15 protein-coding genes are annotated in these 18,174 nt (G+C 63.5%); 2 read left to right on the top strand and 13 right to left on the bottom strand.

The window, feature by feature from the left end; all coding sequences use genetic code 11:
- Nucleotides 1-76 precede the first annotated feature (76 nt).
- A complete protein-coding gene (locus D3260_RS08670) occupies nt 77-1,030 on the bottom strand; it encodes a Gfo/Idh/MocA family protein (protein WP_120098193.1) in 954 nt (317 codons plus the stop codon).
- Between the two features lie 678 nt (nt 1,031-1,708).
- On the opposite strand from D3260_RS08670, the gene D3260_RS08665 reads away from it, so the two are divergent.
- Entirely contained in the window at nt 1,709-2,881 is a 1,173-nt protein-coding gene (locus D3260_RS08665) for a YncE family protein (RefSeq protein WP_147418146.1), read from the top strand.
- Nucleotides 2,882-3,026: 145 nt separating this feature from the next.
- Nucleotides 3,027-3,203 carry a hypothetical protein gene (locus D3260_RS17825; protein ID WP_233544012.1) on the top strand — a complete coding sequence of 59 codons (177 nt, stop codon included), beginning with the start codon at nt 3,027-3,029 and terminating at the stop codon, nt 3,201-3,203.
- An 80-nt stretch (nt 3,204-3,283) separates the two neighbouring features.
- Here D3260_RS17825 and glmS read toward each other — a convergent pair whose 3' ends face one another.
- The 12 genes from glmS to atpE all read right to left on the bottom strand — a co-directional run bounded on the left by glmS (nt 3,284) and on the right by atpE (nt 17,964).
- Nucleotides 3,284-5,110: a glutamine--fructose-6-phosphate transaminase (isomerizing) gene (gene glmS, locus D3260_RS08655; RefSeq protein ID WP_120098191.1), complete on the bottom strand. Its 1,827-nt coding sequence runs from the start codon at nt 5,108-5,110 to the stop codon at nt 3,284-3,286.
- 37 nt (nt 5,111-5,147) lie between these two features.
- On the bottom strand, nt 5,148-6,521 hold the full coding sequence (gene glmU / locus D3260_RS08650; protein WP_199671427.1) for a bifunctional UDP-N-acetylglucosamine diphosphorylase/glucosamine-1-phosphate N-acetyltransferase GlmU: 1,374 nt from the start codon (nt 6,519-6,521) through the stop codon (nt 5,148-5,150).
- Nucleotides 6,522-6,574: 53 nt separating this feature from the next.
- Nucleotides 6,575-9,013: a glucans biosynthesis glucosyltransferase MdoH gene (mdoH, locus tag D3260_RS08645; protein WP_120098190.1), complete on the bottom strand. Its 2,439-nt coding sequence runs from the start codon at nt 9,011-9,013 to the stop codon at nt 6,575-6,577.
- 2 nt (nt 9,014-9,015) lie between these two features.
- The gene (locus D3260_RS08640; RefSeq protein ID WP_158583468.1) at nt 9,016-10,683 is read right to left on the bottom strand and encodes a glucan biosynthesis protein; all 1,668 of its coding nucleotides are present in this window, start codon (nt 10,681-10,683) and stop codon (nt 9,016-9,018) included.
- A 132-nt stretch (nt 10,684-10,815) separates the two neighbouring features.
- Entirely contained in the window at nt 10,816-12,027 is a 1,212-nt protein-coding gene (locus D3260_RS08635; protein WP_120098188.1) for a hypothetical protein, read from the bottom strand.
- A gap of 131 nt (nt 12,028-12,158) precedes the next feature.
- On the bottom strand, nt 12,159-12,572 hold the full coding sequence (locus D3260_RS08630; RefSeq protein WP_120098187.1) for a F0F1 ATP synthase subunit epsilon: 414 nt from the start codon (nt 12,570-12,572) through the stop codon (nt 12,159-12,161).
- Nucleotides 12,573-12,646: 74 nt separating this feature from the next.
- Nucleotides 12,647-14,065 carry a F0F1 ATP synthase subunit beta gene (gene atpD / locus D3260_RS08625; protein ID WP_120098186.1) on the bottom strand — a complete coding sequence of 473 codons (1,419 nt, stop codon included), beginning with the start codon at nt 14,063-14,065 and terminating at the stop codon, nt 12,647-12,649.
- 66 nt (nt 14,066-14,131) lie between these two features.
- On the bottom strand, nt 14,132-14,992 hold the full coding sequence (gene atpG / locus D3260_RS08620; protein ID WP_120098185.1) for a F0F1 ATP synthase subunit gamma: 861 nt from the start codon (nt 14,990-14,992) through the stop codon (nt 14,132-14,134).
- 38 nt (nt 14,993-15,030) lie between these two features.
- Entirely contained in the window at nt 15,031-16,572 is a 1,542-nt protein-coding gene (gene atpA / locus D3260_RS08615) for a F0F1 ATP synthase subunit alpha (RefSeq protein WP_120098184.1), read from the bottom strand.
- Between the two features lie 62 nt (nt 16,573-16,634).
- Nucleotides 16,635-17,177 carry a F0F1 ATP synthase subunit delta gene (locus D3260_RS08610; protein WP_120098183.1) on the bottom strand — a complete coding sequence of 181 codons (543 nt, stop codon included), beginning with the start codon at nt 17,175-17,177 and terminating at the stop codon, nt 16,635-16,637.
- A gap of 2 nt (nt 17,178-17,179) precedes the next feature.
- Nucleotides 17,180-17,656, bottom strand: a complete 477-nt coding sequence (locus tag D3260_RS08605) for a F0F1 ATP synthase subunit B (RefSeq protein WP_120098182.1) — start codon at nt 17,654-17,656, stop codon at nt 17,180-17,182.
- A 14-nt stretch (nt 17,657-17,670) separates the two neighbouring features.
- Nucleotides 17,671-17,964 carry a F0F1 ATP synthase subunit C gene (gene atpE, locus D3260_RS08600; protein ID WP_037336558.1) on the bottom strand — a complete coding sequence of 98 codons (294 nt, stop codon included), beginning with the start codon at nt 17,962-17,964 and terminating at the stop codon, nt 17,671-17,673.
- Nucleotides 17,965-18,174: the final 210 nt, after the last annotated feature.

Below are 18,174 nucleotides of genomic sequence, written 5' to 3'. Positions count from 1 at the left end.
ACCGCGGACCGAGACACGGCACCGCGATCACCGGTAGCGCGCCGGGCAGACGCCTGCCCGGCGCGACGCCACGGCATCACGGATAGCGGCTGGACTCCGCGACCGCCTCATTGATTCGCTCGAGCGTTTCGATGACTGTCACCGCGCTCTCGCCATCGGAGCGCGGGCGTCGACGATGGGTGACACAGTCGATGAAATGCGCAAGCTCCAGGCGCAGCGGCTGGCCGTCGCCGCGGTGCACGACTTCACTGCCCTCGTCGTGATTCTGCAGCTCGGCATCGATCCATTTGCGATGCAGGGTGACGACCTGGGCCACCTCGTCATAGACCAGCATGCCCCCGGAGCCGCGCAGGATCGTCCGACGATTGGTCTCCGGCCACAGCCACGACGTGTGTAGATTGCCGCGAATGCCGCCGGCGAACTCCAGGTGCACATGCACCTCGTCCTCCACGCTCAAGCCGAGCATCCGATGCCCGGTGCCACGCACCCGGGCCGGCGCGCTACCGATCAGATACAGCATGATCGCCATATCGTGCACGCCGATGTCCCAGATCACATTCTCGGCACTACGCGCCCGGCCCAGATTGAGTCGTTCGTGGCGCACCGAGAACAGCTCGCCGAGGTGGCCGGCCTCCACATAATCCTTCATCCAGGCGATGGCCGGCTGATACAGCAACAGATGGCCGACCATGAGGATACGACCACGTTCGCGGGCCATGTCCGCCAGCGCACGCGCCTCGCGCGAGCAGTGCGTGATCGGTTTCTCGACGAACACGTCCTTGCCCGCGGCCAGCGCGGCACTGGCGATTTCATAATGGCTCGCCGTGGGTGTGGCGATCGCCACCGCATCGCAATCCGAGTCCAGTGCAGCACGCCAGTCGGCGTGGAGCGCCAACGCCGGATGCCCTTCGGCATAGGCGTTGAGCCGTTCGTTATTGCCTTCGACAATGCCGGACAGCGCACCCAGCGCCTCCAGATTCCGAATGATGTTCTTGCCCCAGGCGCCAGCGCCGATCGCTACGATTTTCATACATGCCCTCAGGAACGCGAGGGCCTAGTGTAACGACCGCATCCGCGGGCGAAAGAGTACATTCGCGGCCAGCCCGGCACCCAGAACCGCAGGCGTCCTGGATACCTCGGCGTGATACTCGGCACCCCGCGACCCACGGTCCGCTCGCCGAAGCCCGCCGGGCGGTCGACGCGCTTGCCTGATCAATCGCGCCGATATCCCGACGATCAGCGCTACAGCGCCGGCGCCTCCGGCCCCTGCAGACGGCGGCATGCCTCGTCTCGATTCCATCCACAACGCCCGATTGGCCCGCTTTTCGCCCCAGGCGCTGCCAATGGCCCCAAGGCCGTGTGATGCCGACAATAAAGCGTATGCCGATGTGCCATCACCGGGGATCTCGATCAAGAACACGAGCCGCCAACACCGCGATATTCAATATTACCGACTTATTCGGCATCCGATGATTTGTCCTTTCGCAGGACAAATCATTTACTTTTTTGCTCGGCTACCTACTTTTGATTAAGTTGATGGCGCAAATAGATAGCCCACTATTAATTAGCCTCTCAAAGTGATCGAAAGCATATTTCCGCCCACGCAACCACTTATATCCTATTAATACAGGTTTTTTATAAAAAAACCCAAGCCCTGATAAAATAAAACCCCGGCGTTCCGGGATCGATTCGAAAAGGGAGATATATCGTGAATCCTGTAAAAGTGGCGGGTGCCTGTCTGATCGCGCTTGTGTTGGGCGGTTGCGCGTCCCAGAACATGTCATCAACCGCATGGCCGGCCGCCCGGACGGTCGATGCGGGCACACTCGAAGCCACCCAGGTCGGCGCCGGCGAACACGTGGCTCAGATGACGCTCGGAGACAACGGCACACGCCTCTACGTCACCGGCAACGCCGACAACACGCTCACGGTCATCAACACCCAGACGCATCAGGTCGAGCGCACGATTGACGGCGGGACCTTCGAAACCGGCCTGGGCGGTTGCCCGGATAATTTCTGCAAGGGCCGCGGCGCGGCCGGCGTAGCGATCACGCCCGGCGGGCACACCGCGCTGGTCAGCTCGATGCGACCGGATGCCGTATCGCGCATCGATCTGGCTACCGGCCAGATCACGGCCAATGCGGATGTGGCACGTTTTCCGCGGGATATCGCCATCTCGAGTGACGGCCAGCGCGCTTACATCATGAACAGCGTCGCCAACTCTGTTTCCGCCCTGGACGTGAAAACCATGACACCGGTCGGCGAGCCGATCGCATTGATCGGCGGCGATGCGCGTTACCTGCCATTCGGCCGCTATATCGGCATGTGGCTGAGCCCGAATGACCGCAAACTCTTCGTCTACAACGCCAAACGCGACACGATCGATCGTTTCGACACGAAAACGCTCGAGCAGGACCAGGCCGATGAAGTCAGATACCGATTCCAGACCCTCGTGGCAAGCCCTTCGCGCAGCCGTGTTGCGATTGCCGACAAGAACGGCGTCTCGATCGTCGACGGCAACACGCTCGAACTGCAGAAACGTCTGAGCTACTGTGGGTACGGGCCCCGGGACTATCCCACCATGGCATTGAGTCGTGGAGGCCGCTACCTGGCGTTCCATACCAGTCGCAGCGCGAACACCTGGGTCATCGATACGCAAAGCGGCGAGGCGGTACGTCGATACCCGGCCAAAGACTTCGTCATGGGTCTGCTGTTCTCACCAAACGACGCGACGTTGTATGCGCTCAACGGCGACGACACCGTGTCGTTCTTCGACACGGCGACCACCCAGGCCCTGGAAGATGATCGCCGATCCACGGCGCCGCGTTTCTGCACGCCGTTCAAGACGATGTCGGTTACCGAGGAGAAACAGGCACGCTGAAACGGCGGTTGCCATGGCGGCATGATCCGAAGCCGGGCGATGAATCGCCCGGCACTGGGCCGGCCTTGCCATGCCGAAGCTGATGATCGGCCTCGCGCGCGCCAGATAACCGGTGATCGTTCGTCGACTTTCTTCAAGAAGGTCGATGCCGACGATCGATGGCCGAAACTTCCTGGCGCAGCGCGGCGCACAGATCGGGACACGGGTGAAAATCCGGTCGATCGCCGATCACACACGGCAGGAAGCGGCGAATGATATCCGGCTTCAACCCCGCCTCATGTCGGCGCCGGGCGTCTCCCTTCAAGCGCCGAACCCTGCATGACAGATGAAATCTTCGAATCAACCGCCCTACCGTCATCCAGGATTCAACAATTCATTTTCAAATCAATCGCCTGAATAAATTCATTCCACCGTTACCGATTTGGCCAGATTGCGTGGTTGGTCCACGTCGGTGCCCTTGGCCACGGCGACGTGGTAGGCAAGCAGCTGGAGCGGGACGGTGTAGGCGATCGGCGCCAGGCTCTCGACGACGTGCGGCATGCGCAGCACGGTAAAGCCAGGCCCGGATTTCAGGCCTGCGGTCTCGTCGGCGAAGACATAGAGCTGACCGCCCCGAGCGCGTACTTCCTGCAGGTTGGATTTGACCTTTTCCAGCCATTCGTCGGTCGGGGCCACGGCGACCACCGGCATGTCGTCGTCGACCAGTGCCAGCGGGCCGTGCTTGAGTTCGCCAGCGGCATAGGCCTCGGCATGGAGATAGGAAATCTCCTTGAGCTTGAGCGCCCCTTCCATGGCGATCGGATACATCGGCCCCCGGCCGAGGAACAGGGCATGACGCTTGTCGACGAAGGCCTCCGCCAGCTCGGCAACAACGCGATCGAGTTCGAGCACGCTGGACACGACGGATTCGATCTCGCGCAGCTCGGCGGCCAGACGCGCCCGCGCCTCGCCCGGCACCGAGAGCATACCGGCGAGCATGAGCAGACAGGCCAGTTGCGTCGTGAAGGCCTTCGTGGAGGCGACGCCGATCTCCGGGCCGGCGCGCGTCATCAACACGAGATCGGATTCACGTGTGAGCGAGGTCTCGGGCTTGTTGCAGATGGCCAGTGTGGCGAGATAGCCCGTGCCCGCCTCGCGGCCCTTGGCATAACGCAAGGCGGCCAGCGTATCGGCGGTTTCACCGGACTGCGATAGGGTGACGAACAGACAATTCGGCGGCACCACCGGGTCTCGGTACCGATATTCGCTGGCCAGTTCGACGCTACAGGGAAGGCGCGCGCGCGATTCGATCCAGTATCGGGCGACCAGCCCGGCGTGATAACTGGTGCCACAGGCCACGATATGCACGGCCTCGACGCCAGCCAGCAGGGCCTCGGCCTCGGGGCCGATCGCCGAGGCCAGCGGCCCACTCTCGGCCAGTCGGCCTTGCCAGGTTTCGGCCAGCACGGCGGGCTGCTCATGGATTTCCTTGAGCATGAAATGACGGTAGCCGCCCTTCTCCGTCGCGCTGATCGACAGGGCCGATTCCTTGATCGGGCGATCCTGTATGCGTCCCTCCCCGTCGATGATCTCGAACGCAGCCGGCGTCAGCGTGACGATATCGCCTTCTTCCAGATAGACGAAGCGTCGCGTGACCGGCAACAGAGCCGCAACATCGGAGGCCACGAAATGCTCGCCTATACCCACGCCAAGCACGAGTGGTGAACCCCGCCGGGTAGCCACCACCGTATCCGGATCGTCGACGCTCACCACCGCCAGGGCATAGGCGCCGTGCAAGGCCGACGACGCGCGACGAACCGCGGTCGTCAGATCAGTGTCTTCCTGGCGATAGGCATCGATCAGATGGGCGACGACTTCCGTGTCGGTTTCCGATTCGAAGCGATAGCCGGCCGCGATCAGCCGATCGCGCAGCGGCTCGTGGTTCTCGACGATGCCGTTGTGGACGACGGCGATACGGCCGTTGGAAACATGGGGATGGGCGTTGGCCTCGGTCACGCCGCCGTGGGTTGCCCAGCGGGTGTGGGCGATGCCGAAACGTCCGGGCAATCCATCGCCCAGCGCCTCGGCCAGGGCAGCGACCTTGCCAACGGCGCGCCGACGCGTCAGCACACCGTCATCGATGAGCGCCATGCCCGCCGAGTCATAACCCCGATACTCGAGTCGTCTCAGGCCTTCCAGCAGGATGGCCGAAACATCGCGCTGCGCGCTCGCCCCTACGATGCCGCACATGACAGTTCTCCCTGTAAACGTATCGCCCGGGTCGGGCTCACTCGGCGCGCGCGTTCTTGGTCGGCCGGCGCCAACCCTCGACCGTGGTCTGCCGTGCACGACCGACCGTCAGCGTGTCGGCCGGCGCATCGCGGGTAACCGTGGTCCCGGCGCCGACGGTCGCATTGGCACCGACCGTCACCGGCGCGACGAGCTGGACGTCCGACCCGATGAAGGCCTGATCGCCGATCGTGGTGCGATGCTTGGCCGCCCCGTCGTAATTGCAGGTGATCACGCCGGCGCCGATATTGACGTCCTGGCCCATGCGGGTGTCGCCGACGTAGCTCAAGTGATTGATCTTGCTGCCCGCCCCAACTTCGACATTCTTGGTCTCGACGAAATTGCCGACTTTGGCCCGATCGGCCAATCGCGTGCCCGGCCGCAGCCGGGCGAATGGCCCAATGGCGCAGTGTTCGCCGATGTGCGCGCTGTCGATGACGGTATGCGACTCGATACGGGTGTCGCTGTCGATCTCGCAGTCCCGCAGCACACAGCAAGACCCGACCCGCACGTTGTCACCGATGACCACACGGCCTTCGATGACCACGTCGACGTCGATCTCGACATCCTGGCCCACGGCCAGCGTGCCCCGCAGATCGAAGCGCGCCGGGTCACGCAGGGTCAGCCCGGAGGCCATGAGCGCCTCGGCCTGACGGCGTTGAAAAAGACGTTCGGCCCGGGACAGATCAAGCTTGTTGTTGATGCCCTGCGTCTCGGATTCGCTGGCGGCCTGGCCGGCCGCGATCGCCACACCATCGTATGCGGCCAGGCCGATGCAGTCGGTCAGATAGTATTCACCCTGAACGTTGGCATTGGTCAGGCGCGCCAACCAGTCGTGCAGATGATGCGCCTGGGCACAGAGCAGCCCGGTGTTGGTCTCAGCGATATGACGCTCTTCGCGCGTGGCGTCGCGTTCCTCGACAATGCGAGTGACGCGATTGTCGTCGTCGCGCACGATACGCCCGTAGCCGGTCGGATTCGCGAGCACCACGGTCAACAACGCCAGCGCGTCGTGGCCGGCCGCGGCCACCAGATGCGACAACGTGTTCGGACGCACCAGCGGCACGTCGCCGTAGAGCACGAGAACCTGGGCCTCGGCCGGTATCCCGGCCATCGCCTGGGCCACCGCATGGCCGGTGCCGAGCTGCTCGGCCTGACGCACCCAGGCGACGTCGAGATCGGACAACCGCTCCTGAACGATATCTCCGCCGTGGCCGTACACCACGTGGATTCGTTCAGGCGCCAGAGCCTGGGCCGTCTCGACGACGTGACGCAGCAGGGGACGGTCGCCCAGGGGCTGAAGCACCTTGGGCAACGCCGAGCGCATCCGCTTGCCTTGGCCGGCGGCCAGAATGACGATATGCAGGGCCATGAATCGTGCCTGGTCGGACTATGCGCGCACTATACGGCCCACACCGTCATAAGTTAATCCGCGAGCGCCGACCGTGCCCAGTCCGGCATCGTATCTGCCTGCCATATCTGGCGATGCAGCCAGGCCAGACGCTCCGGATCCGCCAGCAGCTCTCGCTGTTCGCGCTCGGCCAGAGCCGTCGGGCCTTCGGCCAATGCTTTTTCGGCCAGCGCCGCCCGCTGTGCGCTCAGATCCTCGGACAGGTGTCGCGGGCTGCCCTGCAGGCCCAGATGCAGGGCATTGAGACGCGGGTCGACGATGATATCGATCAGTCCGGCTTCGCGTTGCGCGCCGTCCTCCAGCTCGATCACGCGTGTCAGCTCGCGTGGCGCCACGGATTCCTCGGGAATCAGCTGCAAACCCTTGCGGCGCATCCAGACACCGATATCCGTTCGTGACGTGATCACGGTCACGATCGGTGCAAAGAACAACGGCACCAGAATCGGGAGCAGCCAGGGAAAGAACCCGGGCGTATAGATATAGAGTACGGCGCCCCAGGCCACGGCCAGCACCATGCCCGGCAGATGGAAACGCAGTGCTGCAAGCCATGGCACGGTCGCATCCGCGCGTTGCTGATTGTTCCACTTGACCTGTTTGCCGATCAGCGTGGTGGCAACAAAAACGGTATGCGCCAACATGCGAATCGGCGCCAGCAGCGAGGTCAGAATGATCTCGATCAGCGTCGAGCCGATCAGATTGCCCACGCCGCCGAACTCTTTCTGACGACCGCGGGCGATGATCATCGCCACGCCGACGATCTTCGGCAGGAACAGGACCACGAGGGTGGCACAGAACAGGCTGACCGCCCATATCGGCTGCCAGACCGGCCACGAGGGGAACAAGGCCCCGGGCGAGGGGAAATAATCCGGCGTCCGGATTGCCTCGAACACGGCCTCGGTCGACGACAGCACAAGGAAGACGAACCAGATGGCGGCCGAGGTATAGGCCATCACGCCGTTGGCGAACAGCGCACGATGCGCCGGCGCCAGATTGTCCGAGAACAACAGCCGCAGATGCTGGATATTGCCCTGACACCAGCGCCGATCACGGCCGAGCTCGTCGATCAGACTCGGCGGGACTTCTTCGTAACTGCCCGGCAGATCGTAGGCGATGAACACGCCCCAGCCGGCGCGTCGCATGAGCGCGGCTTCGACAAAATCGTGCGACAGGATCTCACCGGACAGCGCGCCCCGCCCCGGCAGGCGCGGCAGCCCGCAATGCGCCATGAACGGGGCGATGCGAATGATCGCGTTGTGACCCCAGTAGTGCGCGTTGTCCAGATGCCAGTAATGCAGACCGGCTGCGAACATGCGGCCGTAGACGCGTGTGGCGAACTGCTGCACGCGGGCCAGGAAACTGGATCGATTGACCGCCGTCGGCGGCGTCTGGATCAGCCCGACATTGGGATTGGCCTGCATCCGGTCGACCATGGCCGTCAGCGTCGAGCCGACCATGATCGAATCCGCATCGAGCACGATCATGTAGCGATAATGCCCGCCCCAGCGACGACAGAAATCCGCCAGATTGCCGCTCTTGCGCTTCACACGAGCCCGGCGCCGGCGATAGAACAGACGATCGAAGGCCCCGAGACGACGACAGGTCTCGGCCCACGTCGCCTGCTCGGCGGCAATAGTGTCCGGCTTGACCGAGTCGCTCAGCACGAACACATCGAACTCGTCGAGGCGACCGGTGGCCTTGAGCGATTCGATGATGGCCTGCAGACCAGCGAAGGTGCGCGTGACATCCTCTTCATAGATCGGCATCACGATTGCCGTACGCACGTTGGGTTCGATGTCCCCCGTGCGCGCCGGACCGGCCGATATAAGGTGCTTGTCGCCGCGCCAGAGGACAAAGAAGCCGGCCATGGCGGTCCAGAACCCGGTCAGAATCCAGGCGAACAACAACCCCGCCAGCGCGAGAATGACGACTTCGATCGGCACCCGACCCTGATGCGGCAGCACGGTGAGCATATAGAAAGTGGCACCGGCTGCCGGCAGGGCTACCAGAAAGAACAGGATGATCTGTCGCAACCGCACGATGCCGCGCAGCCGGCTGGGCACCGCTTTCGGCAGGCGCAGCCGGCGTTCCACGCCCGGCATCAAACGCGAAAGGAAGCGCCACGGCCGCCGGTCCATCGCCGCGGGCGACATGGACCATCGGTTGAGCCGCGGCATCGAGGCACCACGATAGCCACCGCCGCCAACAGCATGAGCCCGATCGACCAGCCCCGGATAGGCCAGCGCGATCCGCTCGGCCAGCTCGGCTTCCTGTGGGCTGGCCTGCCGGCCTGCGTCTTCCAGCGCGTCGAGCAGGGCAGCCATTGCCGCCTCCACGGTGGCCGGCTCGGTGGCCGCGACCGTCTCGCGCAGCGCCTGACGACGCGTCTCGTCGGCCGACAGCGCGTCGAGGTAGATCTCGACGCGCCCCATCGGACTGTCTTGGTTCGGTGTCATGCTCACGGCGTCGACAGTAGATAGGTCCAGGTTTCAGTCAGGCCGCCGCCGTTGGCGTCGGCCAGATAGGCGCGCAGGTTGAGCGGTGAATCCAGTGCGCTCGTCGGCACGAGGAACGACAACCGCCATCCCCCGGTATGCGGGTTGCGCACCGCCTGGATATTGTTGATCGTCACGTCTCGCCCGGCATTGACGCGCGGCTGTACGGACTTGGCGTCCTTGAGCTTGGATAGCTCACCACCGACGAAATCGATCGCCACCTTGACCTGATTCTTCTGCTGACCGGGGGTCACGGCAGCCATCCCGACACGCGTCGCCACGGTGTGGCCGAGCGATTCCGGGATCACGTCATGCGACATCCAGTCGATGTCGTAGGCGAAATGCAGGCGCTGGCCGGCCTTGATCGGATCCGACGGCACCCAGTACAGATCGATGTTGTCGTTGACTTCGGAGTCCGACGGGATCTCGACCAGTTCGAGATGGCCGTTCCCCCAGTCGCCCTTGGGCTTGATCCAGGCACTCGGCCGCTTCTCGTATTGATAGTCGAGATCCTGGTAATCGGCGAAGGCGCGATCACGCTGCATGAGTCCGAACCCACGTACGTCGCTCGCATTGAACTGGTTCATCCAGAGCTTCTGCGGGTTGACCAGCGGTCGCCACACCCACTCGCCGTTGGCCGAGGATATGAGCATGCCGTCCGAATCGTGGGCCTCCGGACGATAATCATCGAGTCGCGCCAGGCTGTTTTCACCCCAGGTGAACATGCTGGTCAGCGGCGCGATGCCCAGCTTCGTGATCGCCTTGCGGGTGAACAGGGTTTCCTCGACCTGGGTCTTGGTCGTCTTGCCCGGGGTCAGCACGAACTTGTAGGCGCCGGTCACGCTCGGCGAATCCAGCAGCGCGTAGATCGTCATCTGCTTGGATTCCTTGCCGGGATCGACCAGCCAGAAATCCGTGAAATTCGGGAATTCCTCCCCCTTGCTCGTATTGCCGGTATCGATGGCCAGCCCTCGTGCGGACAGGCCGTAATGCTGGTCGGCGGCCAGCGCCCGGAAATAGGAGGCACCGAGGAACGACATCACCTCATCGCGTTTTTGCGGATCGTTCAGGGCATGCAGAACCTTGAAACCCGCATAACCGAGATCGTCCGGCACCTTGGATTTCAGGTCCGCGTTGGGATATGTGAATCGATTCTTGTCGAAGGCGAAGGTCTGGGCCTTGCCGTCCTTGACCACGTGAATCTTGACCGCGTGATCATAGAATGACCCCGGATGATAGAACGTGGCCTCGAACGGCTGATCGCTACCGTGCCAGAGCGCCTTGTCCGGCTGATAGGTGATCTTGGACAGCTGATCCGCACCGAGATCCCGCAGGAACTGCGGCACCTGCTTGGGCGCTTCGTAGTCCTTGCCGGCCAACGACTTGGCTCGGGCAACAAGTTTGTCGTAGGAGAAGGCACTGTTCGGATCGGCCTTGCCCTGCTCGTCGTTTTTCTTGCCCGACGATGCCGGCTTGGACTGCGCCGGCTTGGCATCCGTCGACTTGTTCTTGTCATCGGTCGGCGCGGCCAGCGCGACCTGCGAACCGACCAGGCAGACCAATCCGGCGCCGACGATCGTGCCGAGCGCGGAGCGCTTGTAAGACGATGTATTCCCGCTGCGAGTGCGCATGCGCTCTATCCTTTTTGATTTCGTTGGGTCGCCCCCGCGGACCTCGACCGGAATCGATACCACAGTATCAGCGAGCGGACCGCGCGTATGACACGCTAAACCGGATGACCGGCCCATGAACGCGCGATCGGTTCAGCGGAATCGCCGGGTCAGCGATCGCAGGGGCGGCAGGACGCCGCTGGCATTCTGGGTGAAGTTGAGCATCATGCGCACGTCGCCCTGGCCGGGCGCAGTCGACCAGCCCCGCGTGGCGTAATCCATGTTGAACGCGACGTGATCGAGCATGCCGGGGAACATCACGCCCACGCCTGCACGACTGGCGTAGTCATCGGAGACATACCGACTGCCGCCCACGGCGAACCGCGGCTCGATACGGGCCTGCAGACCGGCCAGACTGACACGCCGGTCGACCGACAGGCGCCATAGCCCGCCATCGATCGGCAGACCGTCCGGCGTGTTGACCTCCCCTTCGTACCAACCGACCGAGGAATTGACACGCCAGTCGCGCCAGCTATGGGTGGGCGCCGCGATCCGCACCGATAACGGTAGGCGTGTGTCGTCAGCGACCCCGGCGTTGCCGATCTGGCCGGACAGCCGCCACGGGCTACCGATCTGCAGCGCCGAGTCGGCGCCGGCCAGCGACCATTCATCGACCAGGCCGTGCGCCGTACCCGTCCGCACATCGGCATCGTGCAGACGCAGCGTGTTGGACAGTTGCCAGCGATCTGCCAGGCCGTAATGGCCGGCCAGTTCGAGGCCGCGATCCCCCGGCGCCAACGAGCTGCCCCAGGCATCGAAATCATCGCTGGCACGGAAATACCCGACCCGATAGCCGCCGCGGCTGCCCGACCGGGCCAATCCGAGATTGGTCGCCCGTCCGCGCACGGCAGGACCGACGCTACCGGCGCTGGTGAGCTGATCGGTCTCGAGCGACAGATCGGGAACGTACCAGCGCGTACCCAGATCCAGCTGACTCTCGGCCCGCATCAGCGTCTGGCTGCCGATTTCGGAGCCGCGTGCCGCGGTGTGCATGGCACCGATACTCACCAGCGGCGCGTCGTTGGTATTCCCACCGCTGCGCCACTGGATGCCGCTGGTCAGATATTGATTCGTGTCGTCACTGAGATCGTCCACCCCGAAGAAGGCCGAGGCATCGCCGAATCCGACAGCGCCCTCGGACAGCTTCACCCGGCGCTCCTGACCGTGGACGACACGGTTCATGTCCGAAGACTTGAAGACCTTGAACGTCTCGGTGCCGTCGGCTGCATGCACCGCGGCACCGGGCGCCAGCACGACGGCACCCAGGGCAACAGGAACGAAAATCCGGTGAAGACAGCGCAGCATGTAGCGAAGAGCAAGACAACGTTTAAACAACGAACGACCTACAATTTAGGCAGATCGCCGTCGGTTCTCAAGTCGAACGCCGCGCGTAATTGCCTGATAACACGCGTTTGTCGGCTCGCGCCGACCGGAGATCAGCGCCCGCTACGGATCCGGCGCACCATTTCCAGACGCGCCGCCGCCTCGGTCAGCTCCATCTGCGCGCGTGCCAGATCGACCGGCTCCTCGGCCTGTGAAAGCGTTTCCTCCGCCCGCTGCTTGGCCTTTTCCGCCTCCGCTTCGTCGATATCGGCGGCGCGCTCGGCGGTATCGGCCAGAACGGTCACGAGATGGGGCTGCACCTCGAGCAGACCGCCCGAGACGAAGACGTTCTCTTCTTCGTCGTTTTCATGCTGGATGCGCAGATTACCGGGCTTCAGACGCGTCAGCAGGGGCGCATGACGCGGCAGCACGGCCATGTCGCCCATCACCGCGGGCGCGAACACAGTATTGGCCGTGCCGGAGTAGATCTCGCCTTCGACGCTGACCACATCGACGTGAATGTTCATAAGTAATGCCCGTCGCGAAGAGCGCGGGCGTGGTGCCCGCGCTGCGTTGCAGAATCAGACGCTCGACAGCCGGATCAGGCTGCCTCGTCCTTCTTCTCGTTGCCTTTTTCCTTCTCGGCCATCTGCTGACCCTTTTCCAGCGCCTCGTCGATGGAGCCGACCATGTAGAAGGCCTGCTCGGGCAGATGATCGTACTCGCCGTCGACGATGCCCTGGAAACCACGGATGGTTTCGGACAGCGGCACGTACTTGCCCGGCGCCCCCGTAAACACCTCAGCCACGAAGAACGGCTGCGACAGGAAGCGCTCGATCTTGCGCGCCCGGGACACGGCCAGCTTGTCGTCTTCGGACAGCTCATCCATACCCAGGATCGCGATGATGTCCTTGAGCTCGCGGTAGCGCTGCAGCGTCTGCTGGACGCCACGGGCACAGTTGTAATGCTCGTTGCCGATGATGTTCGGATCGAGCTGACGCGAAGTCGAGTCCAGCGGGTCCACCGCCGGATAGATGCCACGCTCGGCGATCGAACGGGCCAGCACGACCGTCGCGTCCAAGTGCGCGAAGGTCGTGGCCGGCGACGGGTCAGTCAGGTCGTCGGCCGGCACGTAGACCGCCTGCACGGACGTGATCGAGCCGGTCTTGGTGGAGGTGATGCGCTCCTGCAGCAGGCCCATCTCCTCGGCCAGCGTCGGCTGGTAGCCCACGGCCGACGGCATGCGGCCCAGCAGCGCCGAGACCTCGGTACCGGCCAGGGTGTAACGATAAATGTTGTCGATGAACATCAGCACGTCACGGCCTTCATCACGGAAGAACTCGGCCATGGTCAGGCCGGTCAGCGCGACACGCAGCCGGTTGCCCGGCGGCTCGTTCATCTGGCCGTAGACCAGCGCGACCTTGTCGAGAACCTGCGACTCCTGCATTTCGTAATAGAAGTCGTTGCCTTCACGGGTCCGCTCACCGACGCCGGCAAACACGGAGTAACCCGAGTGCTCGGCCGCGATGTTACGGATCAGCTCCATCATGTTGACGGTCTTGCCGACGCCGGCACCGCCGAACAGACCGACCTTGCCGCCCTTGGCGAAGGGGCACAGCAGGTCGATGACCTTGATGCCGGTCTCCAGCAGCTCCTGACTGCCGGCCTGCTCGTCGAAGGACGGCGGATCGCGGTGGATGGGCGCCGTGTCGTCGGCGCCGATCTCGCCCTTCTGGTCGATCGGGGACCCCAGCACGTCCATGATGCGCCCGAGCGTCTTCTGCCCGACCGGCACCGAGATCGGCGCACCGGTATTCTCGACCTCGCCACCGCGGGTCAGACCCTCGGTGACACCCATGGCGATGCAGCGCACCACGCCGTCACCGATCTGTTGCTCGACCTCGAGCACCAGGCCGGTTTCCTTGTGCTTGAGCGCATCGAAGATATTCGGCAGCGATTCGCGGTCGAACTCGACGTCCACGACCGGCCCGATGATCTGTACGACTTTTCCAAGACTCATAGCGTTTCCTCGACTGGGCAGCGCGCGGCCGCCGCTTGATCCTGTTCTGACAAGCGCGATGCGTGGTTACGACACCGCTGCCGCGCCGGCCACGATTTCCGACAGTTCCTGGGTGATCGCGGCCTGTCTCTGTTTGTTGTATTCGAGCTGAAGGTCGTCGATGATCTCGCCCGCGTTGTCCGAGGCCGACTTCATCGCCACCATGCGTGCCGCCATTTCACAGGCGACGTTCTCGACCGCCCCCTGATAGACCTGCGACTCGACGAAGCGCACCAGCACATCATCCACGAGCCCGGTGTCTTCAGGCTCGTAGATGTAATCCCAACGGTCCGACAGTTCATCGTCCTCGCTGGCCTCGACCGGCAGCAGCTGCTGTCGATAGGGCTTCTGCGTCATCGTGTTGACGAACTCGTTGCCCATCAGAAAGACCCGATCGACGTGGCCTTCCCGATAGTCGTCGAGCATGACCTTGACTGGACCGATCAGCTCCGACAGATGCGGCCGATCGCCCAGATCGACCACGTCGGCCTTCACGCCGGCAAAACGCTTGAAGAACGACAGCGCCTTGCGCCCGATGACCACGAGCTCGACCTCGACACCTTCGGCCTTCCAGTCCCGGATCTCGCCGAGCACACGACGGAACAGGTTGATGTTCAACCCGCCGCACAGCCCGCGATCGGTGGAGACCACGATCAGGCCAACGCGCTTGACGTCGCGCTCGACCAGAAACGGATGCTTGCCGCCGATGTTGGCCCGAGCGATATGCCCGACCGTCCGACGGATCTTCACGGCATAGGGACGGGCCGCCTCGACGCGCTCCTGTGCCTTGCGCATCTTGGAGGCCGCGACCATCTCCATGGCCTTGGTGATCTTCTGCGTATTCTGAACGCTCTTGATCTTGGTCTTGACTTCCTTCGCGCCGGCCATCTAGCAAACTCCGTTGAACTGCTTCACGCCGCGGCGTGTCACCACGTGTGCGATTCCTTGAACTGCTTCAGCGCTGCGTGCAGGCCTTGCTTGATCTCGTCCGAGTAATCGCCGGTTTCGTTGATCTTGGCGACCAGTTCGGACTGTTCGGCTTCCATGTACTGATGCAGGCCCGATTCGAACGCCTGGACCTTGCCGGTCTCGACGTCGTCGAGGTAACCCTGATCGGCGGCGAACAGCGACGCGGCGGTCAGTGCCACGGACAGCGGCGAATACTGGTTCTGGACCATCAGCTGCGTGACACGCTCGCCGTGCTCGAGCTGACGACGGGTCGCATCGTCCAGGTCGGAGGCAAACTGCGCGAACGCCGCCAGCTCCCGATACTGCGCCAGCGCCAGACGAATACCGCCACCCAGCTTCTTGATGATCTTGGTCTGGGCCGAGCCACCGACACGCGACACCGACAGGCCGGCATCGACGGCCGGACGGTTGCCCGAGTTGAACTTGTCGGTATCGAGATAGATCTGGCCGTCGGTGATCGAGATCACGTTGGTGGGCACGAAGGCCGAGACGTCACCCGCCTGGGTCTCGATGATGGGCAGCGCGGTCAACGAACCGGTCTGGCCCTTGACCTCGCCGTTGGTCAGCTCCTCGACGTAATCGGCGTTGATACGCGCGGCACGCTCGAGCAACCGGGAGTGGAGATAGAACACATCACCCGGGAAAGCCTCACGGCCCGGCGGACGACGCAGCAGCAGCGAGATCTGGCGATAGGCTACGGCCTGCTTGGACAGGTCGTCATAGACGATCAGCGCATCCTCGCCGCGATCGCGGAAGTACTCGCCCATCGCACAGCCGGCATACGGCGCCATGTACTGCAGCGCCGGGGACATCGCGGCCCCGGCGGAGACCACGATGGTATGGTCCATCGCGCCGTGTTCCTCGAGCTTGCGCACCACGTTGGCGATCGAGCTGTTCTTCTGCCCGATGGCCACGTAGATGCATTTGATGCCCGTGTCCTTCTGATTGATGATCGCGTCGATGGCGATCGCGGTCTTGCCGATCTGCCGATCGCCGATGATCAGCTCACGCTGGCCACGGCCGATAGGCACCATGGCATCGATCGCCTTGAGGCCGGTCTGGACCGGCTGATCGACCGATTGACGTGCAATCACGCCCGGCGCGACCTTCTCGATCGGCGCCATCTTGTCGGTCTCGATCTCGCCCTTGCCGTCGATCGCATTGCCGAGCGGATCCACGACACGGCCCAGCAGCGCCTCGCCGACCGGCACCTCGAGCACCTTGCCCGTGGTCTTGACTTCGCAGCCTTCCGAGATGTGTCGATAGTCACCCATCAACACCGCACCGACCGAGTCGCGCTCGAGGTTGAGCGCGAGACCGTAGGTGCCGCCCGGGAATTCGAGCATCTCGCCCTGCATCGCATCGGCCAGGCCGTGGATGCGAGCGATACCATCGGCCAGGCTCACCAGCGTGCCCACATTGCGGGACTCGGTGACGGTCTCGAAGTTCTCGATCCGCTTCTTGATCAGTTCCGAAATTTCCGCCGGATTGAGTTGCATGGGAAGTCTTCCTCTAAATCCAATTCGCCGCGAGCTTCGGCCGCGGTGCGTGCGCGACTGTTCTAGTGTGCGAGCCGCTGGCGCATGCGAGCCAGCTGGGCTGTGAGCGAGCCGTCGATCACCGTGTCGCCGGCACGGATGACCAGGCCACCGATGATCGAATCGTCGTCGACGTAGCTGACCGAGACATCACGTTCGAAACGCTTGGCAAGCGCCTTGGTCAGCGCTTCCTGCTGCTTCTTGGTGAGCTTCTTGGCCGAGGCGACCTCGACTTCGAGGCGCTGCTCGGCCTCGGCGCGCCGAGCCTCGTAGAGCTCGGCGATCGCCGGTGCGACGACCAGCCGTTCATTGTCGATGAGCAGACGCACGAAGTTTGCCTGACGCGCGTCGAAATCCTGGCCGCCGATACCGATCACTGCCTCGGCAAGCGCCTCATCGCTGATCGCCGGGCTGCCCATGACCGCTGCCACATCGTCGTTCTCGACGATGGCAGACAGCGCGGCGAGCGCGTCGGACCAGCTCTCGCGGGCCTCGGCGCCGTCGGCGAGCTCGAATACGGCTTCGGCATAGGGTCGAGCGAGGGTGTAAACGTTATCGGCGGCCATGATCAGCGGATCTCCGCGACGATGTCATCAATGATGTCGTTGTGCGCCTTGGCATCGATCTCGCGCTTGAGGATGCGCTCGGCGCCGGCCACGGCCAGCTCGCCGACCTCGCGTCGCAGATCTTCCTTGGCCGAAGCCACGGCCTGGTCGATCTCTTCACGCGCGGCGTTGACGATGCGTTCGCCCTCGACGCGTGCATCGGCACGCGCCTTGTCGAGCGTGTCGTTGGCCTGACGCTGGGCGTTGGCCAACAGCTCGCGCGACTCCTCCTGCGCTTCGGCCATGCGCGCTTCGGCCTTCTTGACGGCCTCGTCGAGCTCCATGCGACCGCGCTCGGCGGCCGCCAGGCCTTCGCTTATCTTTTTTCGACGCTCATCGATCGTCTGGTTGATCGGCCCCCAGAGCACCTTCTTGATAAAGAAGACGAGCGCAAGGAAGACCAGAATCTGGACGAAGAGCGTTCCGGTAATAGCGACCATGATTCGCTCCGGCTTCAGCCGCCGCCGGCGAGACTAGACAGCGTCCCGACGAACGGGTTGGCGAACAGGAACCACATGGCCACACCGAACAGAATGAACGGGAAGGATTCCATGAGGCCGGCGAAGATGAACATGTTGACCATCAGCTGCGGACGCATTTCCGGCTGACGGGCGATGCCTTCGAGCGCCTTGGAAGTGATCAGGCCCCAGCCGATGGCCGAGCCCAGGCCGGCGGCGGCGAGCATCAGGCCGACGGCCACGGCCGTCGCGGCGACGATCTCGGCGATTTGTTGTGGATCCGAATGCACGATTGCTACTCCTTAGTCGACTTTCCTAGCTTTGGCGAATAAGACGAAATAGAAACCGGCTGTCGATCTCGTCTTAAGCGATGTTCGGATCTCGCGACCCGTTCTTACCGATGCCGCACGAGCCCGGCATTTCCAATCGACGAAACGCAACAGGCGTATCGTCGACTTCAAGACCCGGCTCCGCAACGCGGGGCCGGTCTCCGATATTCC

The sequence above is a fragment of the Salinisphaera sp. Q1T1-3 genome (genome assembly GCF_003602005.1).
Taxonomy (GTDB): Bacteria; Pseudomonadota; Gammaproteobacteria; order Nevskiales; family Salinisphaeraceae; genus Salinisphaera.
This window is presented reverse-complemented; position numbering and strand designations above follow the sequence as displayed.